Source organism: Paenibacillus shenyangensis (genome assembly GCF_000346635.1).
In the GTDB taxonomy this organism is placed as follows: Bacteria; Bacillota; Bacilli; order Paenibacillales; family Paenibacillaceae; genus Saccharibacillus; species Saccharibacillus dauci.
In genome coordinates this window covers 1-19,533 of record NZ_AOIG01000022.1, presented here as the reverse complement: position 1 = coordinate 19,533, position 19,533 = coordinate 1, and the positions used below count along the sequence as shown (strand labels likewise).

19 protein-coding genes and 1 riboswitch are annotated in these 19,533 nt (G+C 48.3%); of the genes, 6 read left to right on the top strand and 13 right to left on the bottom strand.

Annotation, left to right across the window (positions count from 1 at the left end; all coding sequences use genetic code 11):
* Positions 1–219: 219 nt before the first annotated feature.
* Positions 220–399: riboswitch (FMN riboswitch) on the bottom strand.
* 162 nt (positions 400–561) lie between these two features.
* The gene (locus H065_RS0117400) at positions 562–2,163 is read right to left on the bottom strand and encodes an amidohydrolase (protein WP_017814361.1); all 1,602 of its coding nucleotides are present in this window, start codon (positions 2,161–2,163) and stop codon (positions 562–564) included.
* A gap of 281 nt (positions 2,164–2,444) precedes the next feature.
* On the opposite strand from H065_RS0117400, the gene H065_RS0117395 reads away from it, so the two are divergent.
* The gene (locus H065_RS0117395) at positions 2,445–4,031 is read left to right on the top strand and encodes a choice-of-anchor I domain-containing protein (protein WP_017814360.1); all 1,587 of its coding nucleotides are present in this window, start codon (positions 2,445–2,447) and stop codon (positions 4,029–4,031) included.
* Positions 4,032–4,277: 246 nt separating this feature from the next.
* Here the strand turns inward: H065_RS0117395 and H065_RS0117390 are convergent, their stop codons facing one another.
* The 5 genes from H065_RS0117390 to H065_RS0117370 are packed head-to-tail and all read right to left on the bottom strand — an operon-like array spanning position 4,278 to position 9,043.
* Positions 4,278–4,994, bottom strand: a complete 717-nt coding sequence (locus H065_RS0117390; protein ID WP_017814359.1) for a GntR family transcriptional regulator — start codon at positions 4,992–4,994, stop codon at positions 4,278–4,280.
* A 24-nt stretch (positions 4,995–5,018) separates the two neighbouring features.
* Positions 5,019–6,068 carry a sugar kinase gene (locus tag H065_RS0117385; RefSeq protein ID WP_017814358.1) on the bottom strand — a complete coding sequence of 350 codons (1,050 nt, stop codon included), beginning with the start codon at positions 6,066–6,068 and terminating at the stop codon, positions 5,019–5,021.
* The gene (dagF, locus tag H065_RS0117380; protein ID WP_017814357.1) at positions 6,061–6,816 is read right to left on the bottom strand and encodes a 2-dehydro-3-deoxy-phosphogluconate aldolase; all 756 of its coding nucleotides are present in this window, start codon (positions 6,814–6,816) and stop codon (positions 6,061–6,063) included. Before dagF ends, H065_RS0117385 begins: the two co-directional genes overlap by 8 nt.
* Positions 6,817–6,819: 3 nt before the next feature.
* On the bottom strand, positions 6,820–7,923 hold the full coding sequence (locus H065_RS0117375) for a DgaE family pyridoxal phosphate-dependent ammonia lyase (protein WP_017814356.1): 1,104 nt from the start codon (positions 7,921–7,923) through the stop codon (positions 6,820–6,822).
* Positions 7,877–9,043 carry an amidohydrolase/deacetylase family metallohydrolase gene (locus tag H065_RS0117370; RefSeq protein WP_017814355.1) on the bottom strand — a complete coding sequence of 389 codons (1,167 nt, stop codon included), beginning with the start codon at positions 9,041–9,043 and terminating at the stop codon, positions 7,877–7,879. Before H065_RS0117370 ends, H065_RS0117375 begins: the two co-directional genes overlap by 47 nt.
* Before the next feature lie 208 nt (positions 9,044–9,251).
* Here H065_RS0117370 and H065_RS0117365 point away from each other — a divergent pair, with 208 nt between their 5' ends.
* Together H065_RS0117365 and H065_RS0117360 are read left to right on the top strand one after the other, a co-directional pair.
* The gene (locus H065_RS0117365; protein WP_017814354.1) at positions 9,252–9,452 is read left to right on the top strand and encodes a helix-turn-helix transcriptional regulator; all 201 of its coding nucleotides are present in this window, start codon (positions 9,252–9,254) and stop codon (positions 9,450–9,452) included.
* A 5-nt stretch (positions 9,453–9,457) separates the two neighbouring features.
* Positions 9,458–9,898: a hypothetical protein gene (locus H065_RS0117360; RefSeq protein WP_017814353.1), complete on the top strand. Its 441-nt coding sequence runs from the start codon at positions 9,458–9,460 to the stop codon at positions 9,896–9,898.
* A 172-nt stretch (positions 9,899–10,070) separates the two neighbouring features.
* Here the strand turns inward: H065_RS0117360 and H065_RS0117355 are convergent, their stop codons facing one another.
* The 7 genes from H065_RS0117355 to H065_RS0117325 all read right to left on the bottom strand — a co-directional run bounded on the left by H065_RS0117355 (position 10,071) and on the right by H065_RS0117325 (position 16,727).
* Positions 10,071–10,502, bottom strand: a complete 432-nt coding sequence (locus tag H065_RS0117355) for a peptidylprolyl isomerase (RefSeq protein WP_017814352.1) — start codon at positions 10,500–10,502, stop codon at positions 10,071–10,073.
* 188 nt (positions 10,503–10,690) lie between these two features.
* Entirely contained in the window at positions 10,691–12,025 is a 1,335-nt protein-coding gene (gene lysA / locus H065_RS0117350; protein WP_017814351.1) for a diaminopimelate decarboxylase, read from the bottom strand.
* A gap of 342 nt (positions 12,026–12,367) precedes the next feature.
* Positions 12,368–13,711 (bottom strand): TldD/PmbA family protein, encoded by a 1,344-nt coding sequence (locus H065_RS0117345; RefSeq protein ID WP_017814350.1) that lies wholly within the window; start codon positions 13,709–13,711, stop codon positions 12,368–12,370.
* Positions 13,712–13,715: 4 nt separating this feature from the next.
* On the bottom strand, positions 13,716–15,104 hold the full coding sequence (locus H065_RS0117340; RefSeq protein ID WP_017814349.1) for a TldD/PmbA family protein: 1,389 nt from the start codon (positions 15,102–15,104) through the stop codon (positions 13,716–13,718).
* Positions 15,105–15,432: 328 nt separating this feature from the next.
* Positions 15,433–15,897: a DMT family transporter gene (locus H065_RS0117335; protein WP_017814348.1), complete on the bottom strand. Its 465-nt coding sequence runs from the start codon at positions 15,895–15,897 to the stop codon at positions 15,433–15,435.
* Positions 15,898–15,909: 12 nt separating this feature from the next.
* Positions 15,910–16,320: a DMT family transporter gene (locus H065_RS0117330; protein ID WP_274517940.1), complete on the bottom strand. Its 411-nt coding sequence runs from the start codon at positions 16,318–16,320 to the stop codon at positions 15,910–15,912.
* Between the two features lie 92 nt (positions 16,321–16,412).
* On the bottom strand, positions 16,413–16,727 hold the full coding sequence (locus tag H065_RS0117325; protein ID WP_017814346.1) for an ArsR/SmtB family transcription factor: 315 nt from the start codon (positions 16,725–16,727) through the stop codon (positions 16,413–16,415).
* A 293-nt stretch (positions 16,728–17,020) separates the two neighbouring features.
* Between H065_RS0117325 and H065_RS0117320 the strand changes: the two genes are divergently transcribed.
* From H065_RS0117320 to H065_RS0117310, 3 genes are all read left to right on the top strand, one after another.
* Positions 17,021–17,944 (top strand): M14 family zinc carboxypeptidase, encoded by a 924-nt coding sequence (locus H065_RS0117320; RefSeq protein WP_017814345.1) that lies wholly within the window; start codon positions 17,021–17,023, stop codon positions 17,942–17,944.
* Positions 17,854–18,261, top strand: a complete 408-nt coding sequence (locus tag H065_RS27445) for a stalk domain-containing protein (protein WP_081604162.1) — start codon at positions 17,854–17,856, stop codon at positions 18,259–18,261. The genes H065_RS0117320 and H065_RS27445 overlap by 91 nt, the downstream gene beginning before the upstream one ends.
* A gap of 188 nt (positions 18,262–18,449) precedes the next feature.
* Positions 18,450–19,325 carry a DNA/RNA non-specific endonuclease gene (locus tag H065_RS0117310; protein ID WP_017814343.1) on the top strand — a complete coding sequence of 292 codons (876 nt, stop codon included), beginning with the start codon at positions 18,450–18,452 and terminating at the stop codon, positions 19,323–19,325.
* Positions 19,326–19,533 lie beyond the last annotated feature (208 nt).

The window sequence follows — 19,533 nt, the reverse complement described above, 5'->3', positions numbered from 1 at the left end:
ACGGATACAGCAAATACATATGGACTGAATTTATGGTTCCAGCACATTTCATGTACAGCGAATAAGGTTCTGCCATAGCAGCAGTTGCACGGCTAATCCAGCAGATGTTCTACCTTGCAATCTCTTACGACCAAGTCGAAAAATGACATTGCAAATAAAACCATTACCTTATGCATAATGAATAACAAATGAAGTACTACCGTTCTATACGGAGGTACTCTCTTTCCTCTCCCATCCAGACTATACTGTCGGCTCCGGATTCTCACCAGATCCACCGTATCCGGCCATCAGGCACAGATTACGGGTCACGGACTGAGAGACTGATCAAGGAAACACAAGTGTGCCTCTGATCGTCTCAACACCGCCGGTGGGGAATTTCACCCCGCCCCGAGGATAAATATATTATTGAGTTTGTAATTGACTCGCGCTGCCACTTTGCAGTGCGATGGTGAAATCATATCATCTGTGCAGGCAAAAATCAAGATATCTTGTATTTAAGATTTATATAAGTGGTTGGAATCTGCTGCTATCTGCCACAATTTATCAATTACAATTCGTTAATTAATTTTGAAATCCCACCATTCCATTTACAACGGTCATACGTACCTGCGTCTGAAGCAGTGTATCGGCATTTTCGTAGAGATCACGATCCAATACGGTAAAGTCGGCTGCTTTGCCTACCGCTATAGAACCGCGATAATCCTGTTCGGCTACTGCAGCTGCACTGCCAGTCGTAAACAGTTGCACCGCTTCATGAATACTGAGTCGTTCTTCCGGTAGATATCCTTCTGCCGGTTCTGCCATATCGGGTCTGCGCCGAGTCACAGCTGCATGCAGACCAAGCAGTGGATTCAGCGGCTCGATCGGCGCATCGCTGCCACCGGCACATACCACACCTGCATCGAGCATTTTTTTCCAGGCATAGAGATATTGTGTGCGCTCGGGTCCTACCCGATCCATTACCCATGGGAAGTCACTCGCTACAAATCGCGGCTGAATATCGGCGATCATCTGCAGCCGGGTCATCCGCTCAAGCAATGAAGCATCCAATACCTGTGCATGAATAAATCGATCCGGCAAATGACTGATTCCCTGCAGCGGATAAGCTTCCATCGCCGACAACGTCATATCGGCAGCTCCGTCGCCAATGGCATGCACGGCAATCGGGAAGCCGAGACTGCGGGCACGTGCAGTAATTTCATTCAAGCGCTCCTGCGGATGGATCGCCATCCCTTTGGTAGCAGGCGCATCACTATAAGGCTGCTGAAGCAGCGCTGTTCTACCTCCTATCGCACCATCGGAGAAAATCTTGGCTGCGCCAATGCGCATCCATTCGTCTCCGTCTCCGGTACGCACACCGAGCGCTTCGGCTTCATCCAGATGTGTATAGTAAATAAGCTGGTGGCTGCGGAAATTCAATCCTTCTTCCCGCAGCTCACGGTAGATCCGGCGCATGGTCTCTATACTGCCGAGAAAGCGCAGATCTTCCGTATGCGCTCCGGTCAATCCCAGACGAAGTCCATCTTCACAGGCACGCCGGATCGCATCTTTGCGGGTTGAATAATCGGGTTCCGGCTGTACCGCTGCAAACGCCATATTGGCTTCCTCATACACCCAGCCATTCAATTCTCCCGCTTCATCCCGTCCATAAGCACCGGACTGGGGATCCGGAGTAGCTGCTGTTACACCTGCACGGCGAAAAGCTTCACTATTAGCCAGATAGGCATGGAAGCAGGTACGAGTCAGATAGATTGGATGATCGGTTGTGATCTCATCCAGCTCCCGGCGAAGCGGCGGAACCGCCGGAGTAAATGCATTTTCGTTCCAGTTCAGACCCAGAATCCATTCTCCGGCTGGGGTGATATTAACCCGTTCGCGGATTAGGTGCAGCATCTCTTCCCTCGAGCGTACATCCGAAAAGTCCAGCATGGACAGCTTCATTCCGTGCATGGACAGATGCATATGGGAATCGACCAGTCCGGGAAGTACCCAATTCCCCTGCCAATCCACGGTAGTATAGTCCTTGCCTGTCAGCTGCAGCCTTAATTCATCAGTGCTGCCTATCGTCCGAATATAGCCGTTCTCGCTATAGATCGCATCTGCTCCCACTGGTAGTCCGGTGAGTTGGTTAAATCGTCCATTGATAAATAGAGTTCCCGGCATGTTTACTCTCCCTTTGGTTACGGCTCTAGATCCGTATGTAGTATGATGTACTGTCATTTTAGCATAATCCAAGTTTTACAAACCAGTTGATCTGCTTTGACATAGCGTGCATATTGACCCGGTAGACTACATGAGGGAATCAGGACGGCATAAGGGTATCGCAGCCAATTGATCAACGGATCACACTGCTTGCCTGTAAACAAGCAGCACATAGACGAAATCACTATTGGCAGTACATGTACGCCACTAAATGTATACACCACAAAGGGGATACGGAGAAGATGAAATGGAACCAATTACATAAGAAACCAAATAAGCAGCTGGCTATATGGACGACGGCAGCCCTATTAACAGGTAGTCTCTGGATAGGCGGAACAACAGCATCGGCAAAAGAGGAGCTGGTTCCACTGCGCACAGCTGTACAGAACATGCAGGGCAAGATCAGCTGGAATGCAAAAGCGCAAAAAGCTTCGGTCAGCGTCGCCGGTGTTACTTTCTCCCTTCGCTCAGGCAGTACAACCGGGATGCTCGCAGGCAGTCCGGTGAAGCTGGATACCGCGCCTGTATTCGAAAAAGGGACGCTGCACGTATCCGAGAAAACGATGTCTCTCCTGCAGCAAGCAGTACTCCAAAAACAAAATAAAAGTGGCTATAGGCTTGCCAGCTCTTTCCAGATGCCTTCAGGCAAAGCAGAGATTGCTTCTTCCACACCCGATGGCAAGCGTCTTGTCGTAACCGAAGCGGATAAAGGCAGTATTACTATCCTGAATATCGCCAATATCAACAAAGTCCGTGCAGTTAAAACCGTGAGCTTCACCTCTCTTTCACCTGAAGCAGAAGTGACCAGTGTAGCTGTTATGCCTGATGGACAATATGCACTGGCCGTTATCCGCACAGGTGATAATAAAAACGAGGCTAATCCAGGCATTCTTGCCGTTGTGGATATGAATACGTACAAGATTGCCAAAACGTATCCACTCGGTATTGGACCGGATTCGATCGCTATTTCCAAAGACGGTACTTATGCAGTAATTGCTATTGAAGATGAGGAGCTTGATCCTGCAACCGAAGAATTCGATTATCCCAAAGCCAAGCGTCCCGGCAGCATTACCGTGGTACAATTTACGGATGCCAACCCGCTGGAAGGTGCGATTACTGATCTGCCGGTGGATCTGAGCACTGTACCCGGAGCTGTATACCCTCATGAACCGCAGCCCGAATACGTGGCGATCAATAATACAGGCACGATGGCAGCTGTTACTTTGCAAGAAAATAATGTAATTGCTCTGGTTGACCTGGATAGCAAGCAGATCACGCGTATGTTTGCTCTGGGAACGACCCGGCATGCAGCGGATCTGAAGGAAGATGGCAAAGTATCTTTTACAAGCACCATGACCGGACGTTATGAACCGGATGGGATTGTATTCTCTCCGGATGGACAGTATCTGTTCACGGCCAACGAAGGAGATCTCGGCAAAAATGAATTCAAGGATGGCGTTAAAGCAGGAGGTCGTAATATTGCAGTATGGGATCTGCAGGGCAAACGGGTCTACGACAGCGGCAATCTAATTGACCATGCTACCGCTGAAGCCGGTCTGTACCCGGATGATCGCAGTCCGAATAAAGGCAGCGAAGTAGAGAATCTGACAACTTCAACGGTTAACGGCAAGCCCGTACTGGCAGTCGCTTCAGAACGTGCAGATGCGATCCTGTTCTTCGATATTAGCGATCCGGTCAAGCCGGTATACCAGGGACTGATTCCAACAGCCGGTGAGTCACCGGAAGGAATTCACCGGGTAAACGGACGCAACCTGTTTGTCAGTGCAGATGAGAGTACAGGTACGATCAGCTTGTATGCACCGAAATGACCGTGACTCAGCTCATCCATTTTTTTATATGAATATGAGATGGTATGTACAGATATAACATCAGGAAGAGAAGCAATATAAATGGCAGATATAAATAGTCGAAGAGCTGTTTCTGACCGAACCTGGTATTCATTAAATGTATTACAAAATACACGCCAAGCCGCACTTCTACGCTGAAGTCCGGCTTGGTGTGTATCTTTTCATTGTTCACTTAACAAGTTTTGTTATTGCAGTAGGCATAGCATCTTACACATCATAATTGACCAGATAATGCTGAAGCTCTGTATTGTAAAAGCCTTTGCTGTATTCGATCAGATTGCCGTCGGTATCATAGGAATACCGCAGCCGCTGCAGCAGAGCTGTGTTCTCTTCCACACGCAGCAGTGACTCGGTTGCAAAATTTGCCGTACCTACTGTAAAGCTGTCTTTGAAGTTATGCAGCTCAATTCCATAATCCTCGATCAGATCATACATTGATTGCAGCTCCAGCCCTTTCAATTCCAGTGAGACAGGGAATACCGGCGCCAGATAATTCACATAATGAATATAAGGCTGCTCATCCAGCCAGTACAGCCGCTCTACTTTGAGACAACGCGGTCCGAACAGACGATAGATCTCGCTATCCGGTTCATTGTTGATCCAGACCGAATGCAGCAACTGCTTGCGAATCTGGTGACCTTCTTCTACCAGCAGTTCGGTAAAGCGTTTGCCTTTGGATAATCGGGAAAGGGATGTATTGCGGATAACAGTCGTTCCGACGCCGCTTCGCTTTTCCACGTACCCTTCCTGAGCCAGCTCCTGAACTGCATTGCGTACAGTCATTTTACTAACGCCAAATTCGCTCTCCAATTGCGGCTCGGAAGGAATCGTCGTGCCCATTGGATAGACGCCATGAAGAATGCGATCTTTGATAATTTTCTTGACCTGTAAATAGAGAGGTCCTTTTTTTCGCGTAATGGACATGAAATGTCCCTGCCTTTCTGCTTGTCACCTGTCTACATCCCTGCCCTGCATCATCATGGCCTGCCGAATCTCCATATCGGTTGAGACGGGAGTATCTCCAGTCACCGTATGGGCCAGCATCGCTGCGGTCGCTGCATAATCAGCCATCTGCTGCATATCCATACCCGTCAACTGTCCATGAATAATACCAGCCGTATAAGCATCGCCCGCTCCGATCCGGTCATGTACCGGGAACGTGAGGATTTGGGAAAAGACAAATGTGCCGTTCTTGTAAATATACCCTTGAAGCGAGTGCATATTGTTCTCATGAATCGCCCGGTGAGTTCCGGCAATCACAGCAATATCATACTTCTTCGCGACATGTGGAATCAATTGTTTTAATTGATCGAGCCGATCTACTGTCGCTGTATCCATGCCAAGTATGCCTATAGCATCCCGTTCGTTCATCATGACGATATCGGCATGCTCCAGCATCTGTTCATAATGGGGACGAGCGATCTCATAGCTGTCATTTCCCCAGAGCGTCGGCCGGTAATTACAGTCGAATACGACCTGTCCATTCTGCCGACGTACAGTTACAGCCAACTGCTTCATCTGCTGACGTACTGTATCATTCATAGCCAGTGTAATACCGCAAAAATGAATCAGCTCGATTCGCCGGGCAATCTGTTCTTCATCATAATGGTCCGGATGAGCTGTATTAAAGCTGCTGCCCAGACGATCCGTATACGTCACCCTGCCGGGACGCGGACCAAAGCCATTTTCCAGAAAATACATACCGATATATTTACCACCTCGCTGAATCAACGAGGTCGAGATCCCCAATCTCCGCAGATAAGCGATAGCCGCTTCACCCAGTGGATTGGATGGCAAAGTGGTAACCAGATACCCATCATGCCCAAGCCTGGACAGCGCGGATGTAATATTCACCCCTGTACCAGAAAACGTATATTTCAATTCACTACCTTGTGCCAGCGTCTCATAGCCGGGCACCTGAAGACGCATCATCACTTCGCCAAAAGCCGCCACACGACAACCTGCTCCAGTCTGTGCATCTGCAGGGATCTCAGGCATAGCGATCCACCAGTCCAGTTAGTGTATGGTGCAGAGTCTGTACATGTTCCACAATGGTATCTCCACTGTGCGTATCAATAATCGAAGAATACACATGCGGAATGACCTGTGGGACTCCTGCTTCCAGCGCAATTTGCACGATAGCTCCAAAATTATCAAGATCGATGCCGCCTGTCGGCTCCAGGGCAAACTGTTCTTCGGCACATGCTGCTGCCACTGCCCGGTACTCCTCTTCCAGTTCCAGACCTTTCATCGGAAAATACTTGATCGCATTGCCACCCATATCGCGAATCAGTGCAATTGCTGCCCTGATTGGCACGATCGCCTGCTCGCTGCCGGCAGCACTGGCTGGACCTGTCGAAATATTCACATATCCCGGACGACCGCTTGGAGAGACCAGACTGTTGATCCAGCTGTCTCTACTGCCCAGATTCGCCCGTGTAGCCCCTACAGCCGGAAATACCTGATTAATATGTGCTCCCGGATAGCTGCGAACAATCTCGGCGACGACTGCTGCCTGACGGTTATCACCCGCTCCGAGTCCTATCGATACAGCATCTTCAATAGCAGCGCCATAGGTCTGCATCGCCTCTGCAGCTGTTATCGCGTCAGGGTAATTCTTGGATAGCACGCCCACGACGACATGCCCCTGCGCAGCTTCGAATATTTGTTTTGCATTATCGATGCTGCCTGCCAGCACATTTAATGCCGCACGGTTGCGGTATAATCTTCCAGATAAGTTGGTCATTGGTCACCCTCCAGTAATCTCGCCAATCCGGCCAGCAATGATCTCCAGATCATCTCCCAGCAGCGGACGCGGATCGATATCAAAATAACCTTGCTTGACGCCGTAATCCCGCGTATAAATAGCAATCTCCCCTTCACGCAGACGATCATTCACTTCCTGCGCAGTCAGCTTTGCCACGGACGCATCGATATGTACTCTGCCCCGGAAAATAGCCCGTCCTGCCTCATCCTGCACAATCTTGACCGTGATACCAGGCTGATCGGATAGCGGAACCAGTATATCCTGCAGGGCATGCTTCTCCTGCTCACTGCGATCAGGTTTGTCCTGATATTCATCCAGCGCCTGCAGCAGACCGAATGTAGTTTCCTTGCCGACCTTCATACTTCGTCCGATACCATGCAGCTGGGCTTTGAGCCATTCTACATATATGTGTTTTCCGGCTACTATCCCGGATGTAGGTCCTTCGATCGCTTTGGAACCACTAAATATGACCAGATCGGAATAAGGAATATATTTGGGCAAGTCTTCCTCGGCAGCCGCGTCAATAATCAGCGGTATATGATGACGATGCGCCACTTCCCATGCTTCTTCAAACGAAATCATGTTTTTCTGCACCGCATGATGGGATTTTACATACAGGATCGCTGCGGTATGCTCGTTGATCGCTTCTTCCAGATGTTCAGCGCGACCTTCATTGGCATAGCCTACTTCAACTACCTTGCCGCCTCCCAGATACACCATTGTCTCTACCGGTGCTCCATACTGTACATTATGGCCTTTGAACATCAGGATTTCATTACGGGTGATCGGTTCCTGATGAAGCCGCAGGCTGCGCCGGATATTCCCTTCTGTGACTATGGCTGCTACCGAGAGGGCAATTCCACTGGATGCCGAATTGACAACAACGGCCGCTTCCGATCCGATCAGCCGGGCGATATAATCACCCGCTTTATTTACCAGATCAGCGATCTCCACGTAGCTCTGACCTCCTGTTCTCATCGCTTCCATGACCGTATCTGTAGGTGCAGACACACCGAGTATACTCATGCGCCCACTGGCATTAATGACTCGCTTGAGTCCGTATTTGGCATGCAAAGAATGCTCCATCTTTGACTACTCCTTTCGCTTCGATATACTGTGCAGCTGTCCGCTGCTCTCCCTCCGAATCGGTTAACAGAACCGGCCCCGGCTCAATCGCAAACAAGGTAAGATTCGCCTGCTGACCCGGCTTCATCCCGGCTAGTTCCGGACGATTCAGCCACTCGGCTGCATGTATCGTTACCGCTTCCATGATATCGGTCAGTGCATACCCCAGATACAGGAATTTACTCAGGACGTTGGACATATTATACACCGGTCCATCCAGCCGATTCCGTCGGTAAATATCCGTACTGATCGTATGCAATGGAATACCGGCATCCCTTGCCTGCTCGGCTACTCGAAAAGAAAAACTGGCCGAACCATGTCCTACATCCAGATGAATCCCGCGTTTCAGAGCGGCTGTCAATTCCGGTAGCGGCTGACCGGCAGTATCAAACAAATTATTGGATTTGCCATTCAGATAATGCGTGACAATGTCTCCGTGATTCAGCAGATTCAGTACTTCCCGGATATCGGGCGGACCTGAACCGATATGTACCATCAATGGCAGATTCGTCTGCGAGGACAGCTGCCGTGCCCGCTGCAGTGGTTCAATCCCCTGCTCTTGTACCACACTGGCGCTGATTCTTGCTTTCAGCCCTACAATATGATTGGGATAATGCTCTACAGCCTGCTGTACCTGTTCGGCATCAATCCACTCCAGATTGGACAGTTCATCTACACGGCGCAGTCCAATCCGTGAAATATTCAAAAAGGCCAGCAGCGATGTTCGTGTACCTTCGTCCTGCTGCAGAAGCTCATCAATATCATCTCCTCCACAGCTGCCTGCATCTACAATAGTCGTTACGCCATGCCGGATACCAATTTTGTCAATCTCATCTCCATACGGAGACAATTCCGAATAAGCATGCACATGCATATCGATCCAACCACTGGTTAGATACCAGCCCTCGCAGTCTACCTGCTGTGCAATGGGATCACGATGCGCAGCCTCCTGCTGCCATAGCGCAGATGATTGAATAAAGGAAATGATTCCGTTTGTAATCAGTACATCTACCTGTTCACCGCTTAGCAGCATCGCCTTGCGCAGCAGTAGTGTATGCGGTACATCTGTGTCATGTTGCATTGTCTCAACCTCCTGGCCTGGATACATAAAATTCACATGCCACTTCAACGCTTCATAGGGACAGAGCCAACCGTCGTCTCGTTACTTGTTATATAAATTAGCACAGATCACTCCAAAAATAAACATAACGTTATTATGTTTAACGCAGATGTAAACTATAATTTACATTATGCAATATATATGTTACATATAATAAGAGGTGGATGATTTGGAAAATAGAGTGAAGCACGCTCGCGTACAAGCAGGATTTACCCAGCAGCAACTGGCTGACCAGATTGGTGTCACCCGCCAAACCATTAGTCTGATTGAAAAAGGCAGCTATAATCCTACTTTGCGATTATGTCTGGAGATTTGTTATGTGGTCAATCAATCGCTGGATGAACTATTTTGGATAGACAAGGAGGAATAGATAAGATGCGACCTATTAGAGATGAACGATTAATCATTCAGAATCTGAGAAATATCCGCCTTGCTTTTGGTGTACAAAGTGCAGGCATCGGTATTATTCTATTGTATACGCTCATACGTTATGGCCTAGAAGAGATGATTGCGCAACCGGTATGGATCGTCTTTATGCTGACTGCGATTACCCTTGGATATGCCAATTTGAGAATCTCTGTGGATATGGATCGCCCTTCGAATCCGCGCAAACCCGGATCTTATTATTACAGTATTTTGATGTCCGCAGCATCAGGACTAATTGTAGGAGGACTGGTCTGGTTCAGCCATCCCAAAGAACCTTTGAGAGATGCATTGATTATAGGTGGAGTAGTATTTGTGTGTCTGCTGATACCGTCCTTTGTTGTATCGTATTGGCGACACAAAAAGGCACAGGATGAACAGAATGAGGAATAAAACAAAAAAACGAATAATTCTATGTGGCAGCTATCTGGTAAATCTTATACGTACAAAAAAGTATAAAAAACAGGCTGTCTGGTGTCATTGCGACACTGGACAGCCTGTTTGGTTACGCCAGCAACTCCTATAGCAGAAGTTACTGACGAAATAAGTTTATTATCGTACTGAATTATACTTCTACAACTTCAACAGTTTCCATTTTGTCGCGGCCCTGGAATGCGTCAACGTATTCCATACCTTTTACGACTTTACCGAAAACAGTGTGCTGTCCATCCAGGTGAGGCTGTGGTTGGTAAGCGATGTAGAATTGGCTTCCGCCTGTATTGCGGCCGGCGTGAGCCATTGCCAGGGAACCGCGCTCGTGTTTGTTCGGGTTGATTTCGCAATCGATCATGTAACCCGGACCACCTGTACCTGTACCATTAGGACATCCGCCCTGAGCTACGAAACCAGGAATAACGCGGTGGAAGACCAGACCGTTGTAGAAACCTTCACTTGCCAGTTTCTCAAAGTTGGCAACTGTGTTCGGAGCGTCTTGATCGAACAGATCGATAACAACCTCGCCGCCGTTTTCAAGTTTGATTTTAGCTTGTTTTGTCATAATTCATCTATCTCCTCTCGTGGATCAGCATTATTGAGTCTATTCAACAAGCTGTATATTGAAAATACATACAGGATGCCATGCTGAATACCCGCAAAGGCGATCAGCACAGCACCCTACCAGTTTACTATGAAATTCACTTCAACGCAAAAGATTATAGCAATTACGGCGTACCCTGCGACAAACGATTAGCTGCGCAGAGCTGCAGATGCCTGCAGACGAGCGGGAACCAGATCATTGCCTACCAGATCTTCGTAACTCTCCCGGCTGACAATGACATCACTATTGCCTTCACTAACCAGTACGACTGCCGGACGGCGCAGACGGTTGTAATTACTCGCCATGGAATAATTATAGGCACCCGTACAAGCGACAGCGAGCAGATCACCAGACACCGGATGAGCCAGTTCAATATCCCAGATCAGCATATCTCCACTCTCACAGCACTTCCCTGCAACCGATACCAGTTCGGACGAGTCATCCTGGGCACGGTTGGCGATCACGGCTTCGTATTTGGCATCATACAGGGCTGTACGCGGGTTGTCCGACATCCCGCCGTCGACGGATACATATTTGCGAATGCCGGGAATGTCTTTACTCGTGCCTACAGTATACAATGTTGTGCCGGCATCTCCGACAATACTGCGGCCTGGCTCAATCCAGATCTGCGGTACTGCTCCATCACTGTCTGCAAAATTTTTCCGAATCGAGTTCGCGATGGCCTGCACATAATCGGCCACCTGGAGCGGACTGTCTTCCTCGGTGTACCGGATGCCAAATCCGCCGCCCAGATTGATAACAGAGAAGTAAATGCCTTTATCCTGCTGCAGTTGACGGGCAAATTCAGCTACACGCTGAGCTGCTACTTCAAAGCCATCAACTTCAAAAATCTGTGAACCGATATGCGAATGCAGACCGAGCAGTTCAACGCTGGACAGCTGATCTGCCTGAACAACCGCTTCATACGCCGAACCGTTACCGATATCAAAGCCGAACTTGGAATCTTCCTGACCGGTGGAAATAAATTCATGCGTATGCGCTTCTACTCCCGGAGTAACGCGCAGGAGAATTTTGGGCTGAAGACCTTTCTCGGCAGCGATCGCATTCAGCAGATGCAGCTCGATCAGATTATCCACTACAAAGCAGCCAATTCCGGCATCCAGTGCCAGTTCCAGCTCTTGTGGCGTCTTGTTATTACCATGAAAGTGAATGCGCTCTACCGGGAATCCGGCCTGCATGGCTGTGTACAGTTCGCCATCGGACACTACATCCAGTGACAATCCTTCTTCTTCTACAATCCGGCATATGGCCATTGTGCAGAAAGCCTTGCTCGCATAAGCCACCTGGAACTGCATTCCTGTTGCCCGGAAAGCGTCCATGTATTCTCTACAGCGCTGACGAATCAACTGTTCGTCCATAATATATAAAGGCGTGCCATACTGTTCTTTTAGAGCAACGGTATCACAACCGCCAATTTCCAGATGTCCCTGCTCATTGATCTTGCTCGTTCCATGTAAATACATCGTCGTCCTCCGTTCGTTCATTTGAATGTACAGTCAGTATAGAACGGTTCCCATAGGCGCAGAATGGACTATTGTACTGAACATTTGTATTATATGGGGCTGGTGCGGCTTACCCGTAAAATGAAGGGGTTTCTTTTATTTTACCATTTGACGGTAGGCTTCTGAGAAATATTATTCAAATTCCATTGAGATATTATTCAAATTCAATTAATTTTTCTGCTATTCAATTCGAATGAATAGATTAAAAAGCCAAAGCTCCACAACAGGAAGCTCTGGCTTTTTGATTGTTCTATCCATATGCAACTCTATCTATTGCCCGGTTCTATCGATCATTACGTCAGATCAAGAACCTGAAATCGACAACGAAGCAATTTTGAGCGAAGGCGAAGTACAGCTGCCAATAAAACGCAGATCATTACCCAGCTCCTCCACCTCTCCCAGCAGATCGTAAAAGTTGCCGGAGACTGTGATCTGATTGACCGGACGACTGATGTTGCCATTCTCGATCAGATAACCCAGACAGGCGAGTGAGAAATTGCCGCTTGTCGGGTTAGTTCCGGCGTGCAGCCCTTGCAGCTCGGTAATCAGGATACCACGCTCGGTCGAAGCAATGAGTTCGTCCAGACTGCGTGTACCTGGTGCCAGGTACAGATTATGATAAGATACGCCGATTTTGCCTTTGTAACCGCCTTTGGCAGCGTTACCCGTCGTCTCGACGCCTGCTTTGGCTGCTGTCTTGCGATTATGGAGGAATGTCATCAGCGTTCCTTCATGGATCAGCTCATTGCGCTGCGCAGCTACCCCTTCGGCATCGAATCCACTTGTGCCAGGCACTCCAGTCATCAGCGGATCATCGATGAGGGTAATATTACTGCCTGCGATACGCTGACCCAGTTTACCAACCAGACTGGAGAATCCTTTTTCTACATTTTCTGCCGAGAAGATCGACGCATGGGTCTGCAGCAGATTGGAAGCAGCATCTTCACGCAGGATAATCGGATAATTATCCGAAGGGACAGGGGCAGCGCCCAATTTGGACACCGTTTCGGCTACGGCGCGCGCAGCGATTTCTTCCAACCGTATAAGGGAAAAATCGGTCAGCGAGTAATCAAACCAGCCTCCGGTTACCGTCTCCTGCTCTTCGCCTGCCAGCAGATAGACACTTACACTGCCAACGCTATCCTGCTGATGACAATGCAGTCCTCTCGTATTGGCAATCAGCAGTTCATGCTCGCGTACACTGGCAGAACTCTGGCGCACCATCGCTATCCGCTCATCCTGTTTCAGCACGATACGTTCGACGGTCTTGGCCGCCTCGATCAGTGTATCCGGATCGGTCTGCATAAGCAGGGCAGAATACGTATCCAGCTGCGGATATTTTTCCGAGCCGGCAAACAATTCATCATCGTCTTCCATTTCCAGCACAGCCGCGTTACCTTCCGCTTCTTCCAGCAGGAAGGCGATACTGTCTTCGGCAATTTTCTCGGTAAAGGCATAACCCAGCTTGCCACCGATCATTCCGCGAAAAGATAATCCGTTCGTCTCTGTTATCCGGTAAGTATCCACTTCACTCTGACGTACCACGACCGAGATGGCCCGGCTGCCGGAGTAATAAATCTCCATATCGGTATATCCATACTGTTCACCCTGACGGAATAACGTTTCCTGAAATTGCGTAATATTCATCTGCCTATTCCCCCTTTCTGCCCCCGATAGTCATTTTGGATACACGCAGTGTCGGCTGACCGCAGTTTACCGGCAGACTGCCACTGATGGAGCCGCACATTCCCTGTCCATGATCCAGATTATTGCCGACCATATCGATATGCTGCAGAGCCTCCAATCCTTTGCCAATCAGGGTTGCTCCCTTGACCGGTTCGGCGACCTGACCATTGCGAATCATATAGGCTTCGTTGATAGCAAAGTTAAAATCGCTGGTCGCTGTATTCACCGAACCACCGCCCATGGATTTGGCATAAATACCGTATTCCGTATTGGCAATCATCTCTTCACGGGTAGAGCTGCCTTCTGCAATAAAAGTATTATTCATCCGTGATGCCGGTGCGAATTTGTACGACTGGCGTCTGCCGGAACCGGTAGGTGGCATATTCATACGACGAGATCCTACTTTGTCGATCAGATAGCCTTTGAGAATACCATTCTCAATCAATACATTGCGCTGGGTAGGCATCCCTTCATCATCAATATTAAGCGAGCCCCAGGCATTCGGAATCGTGCCATCGTCAATCGCCGTAACGAGTGGTGAAGCGATCTGCTGACCCAGCTTGCCAGCAAATACCGAAGCGCCGATACCTACCGCTGTCGATTCCAGACCATGTCCACAGGCTTCGTGGAACAATACACCGCCGAATCCATTCTCGATCACGACCGGGAATTGTCCGCTTGGCGCATAACCAGCTTTGACCATCGTACCTGCGATTCGTCCGGCTTCGCGTGCTTCTGCTGCGATATCCATCTGCTCCAGCAGTTCCAGTCCCGCATAGGCTCCCGGTCCACGGAATCCTGATTGGCGCTGCGTACCATCAACTGCAATGGCGCTCATGCGCATCCGTGTATAGGTACGTGTATCCTCTGCCCACAGTCCGTCCGAATTGGCAATGAGCACTTTCTGTTCCCAGTTCAGAATGCCGACCGACGTCTGCTCGATCAGGGGATGGGAAGCTTTCAGTGCTTCATGCGCCTGACGCATCAATTCGATTTTGCGGCTGTTCTGTGAGGCTGAGGGACGCTGCAGAATCGGATGACGATCTTCAAATTGAACCTGATTAAAATTCAGCACCAGATCGCCGGAAGATCCTTTGAGTGCGCGAGCAGCCTTGCGGGCTGTCTCAATCAAATATTCTTCACGCAGATCGCTTGTATAGGCATAGACTGAAAAAACACCCTGAAGAATGCGGATACCTATTCCATAATCGCGTCCGGACAGCGCACGTTCCACCACGCCACCAAGCATTCCCAGATCACGATCCGTACGGTCTTCCACAAAAATCTCTGCAAAATCGCCACCACTTTCCAGTGCAGCGTTCAATATTTTCTCTACCAGTGCAGGTTGCAGCATACTATCCCTCCTGAATAAGTGATGATAGGAGAACAGAATGATTATGTAAAGGAACAGACAAGCTGCATTCAAGCCATCCTGTCTGTCTGTTCACCGTCTTGATTCCATATTGTACCACTAACATTCTCTGCTTCCTAACCGATTGGTTTCACTTTTTTAATTTATCCAATCGCTATTCTACTACAACGGTTCATTGACTCTACGATGTACCCCGGTCCAATATGATATAAGTTCGACAACATAATGGACTCCAGCAAATAGAGCAGCGTTGCAGTCATCACTATCTAACTGCAACGCTGCTCTATTCTAATGCCAATTGGATCACAACCTATGAGGATTGCGCAGCACTTTTATCGGTTTTCTCACGGAACACGAAAAACAGGGCAATACACATCAGCACAACGCCGATCAAGCGCTTAATGCCAAACGGAACCACTTCACTCTCAAACCAGCCAAAATGGTCGATAACCATACTCGCTACCAACTGACCAACGATGACCGAGATGACTGCTGCGGTTACGCCAATTTTGGGCACAGCGAGTACCATCAGCGACAGATAGATCACGCCGAAAATCGCGCACAGCAGCTGCCATTTGGGAACTTCATGAATATTCAGTATATTCCCCTGTCCAAAAAAGTTAACAATAATCGTCAGAAAAATCGCTCCGGTAAAAAAGGTGAAAAATGCGCTTTCGATCGTACCTACACGCTTGCCAAACGTTCCATTCACTGTGGATTGTACACTCAGTCCGATTCCTGCCAGCAGCGGCAGCAACAGCATAATAATATTCATAAATACCTCCTCCTATAATACAAGCACAAAGGATATCATCAGCAGCACAACAGCAATCAGTCGATTACGGTTAAAGGCAATACGCGGCGAACCGAGCAGGCCAAAATGTTCAATCAGAATACTCATAATAATCTGACCGACAATGACCGCCGTCACCGAGACACCAATACCCATTAGCGTGACGCTAATGACCAGCAGCGCCAGATAGACCACACCCAGCAATCCACCAGTCAGATTCCATTTCGGTACAGTGAGAATCTGCCGCAGATCTCCTTTACCAAAAAACAGAGTAACTAGAAAAGTAGCCATCGCTCCTATGATGAAGATGTAGTAGGTGCTCTCCAGCTCACCTACATGCTGACCAAGCGCTCCTCCAATTGCAGCTTCTATACTGAGTGACATGCCTGCGATCATGGCTGTCAGGTATATCAGTAATTTTGAAATGATAATCCTCTCCTTACATTTATTTATCGAGAATATTCGATATATATAATCAAAAAAGAAATCAGCCGAATTCAGATTTCTTTATCCAAGAACTGGGCCAATTTCTTGATGGTATCCTCATTACGACGGTAATAGGTCCACTGACCGTAACGTACAGCCTCCAATAATCCAGCTTTTTGCATAATGGATAAGTAATGGGAGACGGTGGACTGGGATAAATTCACCTTATCCTGAATATCACCTACACATACGCCGCCTTTGATACTGACCTCCTTGGGCAGATGTGCTTGCTGTTTGGGGAAATTTTTCTCAGGTTCTCCAAGCCATCTCAAAATATTGAGGCGTGTCTCGTTGGAAAGGGCTTTGAAAATGTCAATTTCATTCATGCGGAGTATTGTATATCGAATTATACCGATATGTCAAATCAGACTCATTCAGATCTTCGTTGCCTCGGCACCAGGCATATACTTTTACTGCAGTGGACTAAATTTACTGATAACTCGTTATAATTTTGATATTACAGGCTGTAAAGTATTGATATAATTGTTAAAAGCTGCTGAATCGCTAATCTATTTCTACACTTCTACTCTGCCAATTTCCTGTTTGTATTCCTCCTCATCCCTTTGTTTGTTTTGCCAGCAGCTGAAATACCCACCTCTACATATCAAGGAGGATTATTTTGAGAAAAAGTATACTGATTATCCTGTGTATGCTGCTGGTGCTGCAGAGCACGATTATATCCAGGCAGGCAGAAGCCCGCAGCAGCACTGTAGTTGACCCTTCGACTACTTATACATATGCCAAACTGACAAGAGATATTCAGTCACTCGCACGCAAGTATCCTGAGATCATGGAATATCGTTCGATCGGTACGACTCGTTATGGGCGGGAAATCTGGGCAGTCGGGCTCGGACGCGGTGAAGCAACCCTGTTTATTAATGGATCTCACCATGCCCGGGAATGGCTCACTACTACACTCAATATGTATATGATTGAGCAGTACGCTGCTGCCTATACGGCCAACCGCAAGTTTGAAGGTTATGATGCACGAACCATTTTGAATAAAACCAAAATCTGGTTTGTTCCGATGGTGAATCCGGATGGCGTTACCCTGCAGCAGCTGGGTCTGGATGCTTTTCCATCTTCGGTTCATCAGGCGCTGATTACCATGAATGGGGGCAGCCGGAATTTCAAACGCTGGAAAGCCAATCTGCAGGGAATTGATCCGAATCGCCAGTATGACTCCTACTGGTCTAGCCTGGAAGCCAATATCTCTTATCCATTTTGGCGCAATCACAAAGGCTCTTCTCCGGTACAGACACTGGAAAACAAAGCGATGGTCAATTTCACCTATGAGATTGATCCAGAGATTGCCGTATCCTATCATTCGGCTGGACGGATCATCTACTGGAGCTTCCACACGCTGGCGGCCAATCTGCCCCGGGATAAACGGCTGGCACGCTTATTTAGTGACTATACCGGTTACCGCCTGATGCCGCAGCGCAGCGATTCATCAGGCGGTGGATATACCGACTGGTTTATCACTACTTTCAATCGGCCTGCTTTTACTCCGGAAATCGGGATCAGTCGGCCAAGACTGTAACTGCCACTTCCAGTGCTGGAGGAACCGTCAGTTTCACTCTTAACAGCAAATATGCACAGCTAAACGGCAAGACGATCACACTGAGTGCCGTACCAAAAATGGTCGATAATATTATTTATGTACCGGCTCGCCTGATTAGTCAGGTTACCGGAGCAATGCTTGACGTTCAGGCGGCAGATCACAGTCTCCGCTTCACCAGCCCAGAGATCAATCCGGCACCGGTCGACAGCAGTCTGGCTGAACGTTCCGTAGAGAATGACAGCGTTAATGCCAATACAGGCAGTAATACGGTCGGTTCATCTACTTACGGAGGATAGTATAGCTATCTCATAGACAGCTCCACGGCTGCTGCAGACAACTCGGTATTTTCAACTATTTTTAATTTCATTACATTCGGTTACACCAGGCAACTGCTTCGGTATCAGTTTGCATCGATCAGGTTATAACTCTCTTCATTTGGATACTTAATATATGAGTTCTATTATAATCCAAGGAGGCTGGTATAATGGCACCGCAGGACGAGCGTTATGCAGACGAGAAGATCCGCGTAGGCGAGGCACTGAGTATGGATTGGTATGAACAGGCAGAAGGATATGACAGCAAGTTTCTCGGTGAGCAGTACGAGATTCCGCATCCGGGTCTAAGCGCAGAGCTGACCGAGGATATTGCTCCACTTCAAAAGGGTTCTGTCATTCTGAATTACACTCATTTCTCGATTGTCATGAGCCGTTCACGGCGGCTGGCCATTTATACGGTTGTCAATATTGATGGCAGCCAGCTTCAGGATGCTGGACGGTCGGACAAATGGCGATATGATTCACGGATGGATGAACAGTATCAGAGCGGAGATGAGATTTACCGGGATAACGATCTGGACCGTGGCCATCTCGTAAGAAGACGCGACCCGATCTGGGGCAAGGATGCCGATCGCGCCAATGTGGATACATTTCACTTTACCAACTGTGCTCCCCAGCACAAAGATCTGAATCAGGATACCTGGCTGGGCCTGGAGGATTATATTCTGGAGCATGCACGCAGCAACAAGCGCAAGGCTACAATTTTCACCGGTCCCGTATTTCGTGACAGTGATATCGCCTACCGCGGTATCCAGCTGCCCGAAGAATACTGGAAAGTCGCTGCAATCGTCAAGGATAATGGTGAGCTCTCTGTAACTGCCTATCTGATCTCGCAAAAAGGGCTGCTTCGTACCATGCAAACCGAGGATGAACTGGGTCCGTACAAGACGTATCAGGTCAAAGTCACTCAGATCGAAGAGCTAACCGGTCTGGACTTCCGTCATCTGCGTGAACATGACGCCTATCCGGCAGAAGCGGTATCACCGAGTATGACGATTGAGAGTGTACAGGATATTCATATCTAATCCACAGTAGTTATACCAAAGTATCCCTATCTCCAGTCATGCTCCTCCCATATCCGGGCCTTTGTCAAAACAGCGGTCTAATGTTAAACGTTACGTAAGTATGTCTTCACAGGATACATCTAGCTCAATAGATATTACAGAAAACGGATGTACCAGATCATATACCAAAAAGAGCCATGTGGATCATAAACTGTACCCTTTGTAAAGG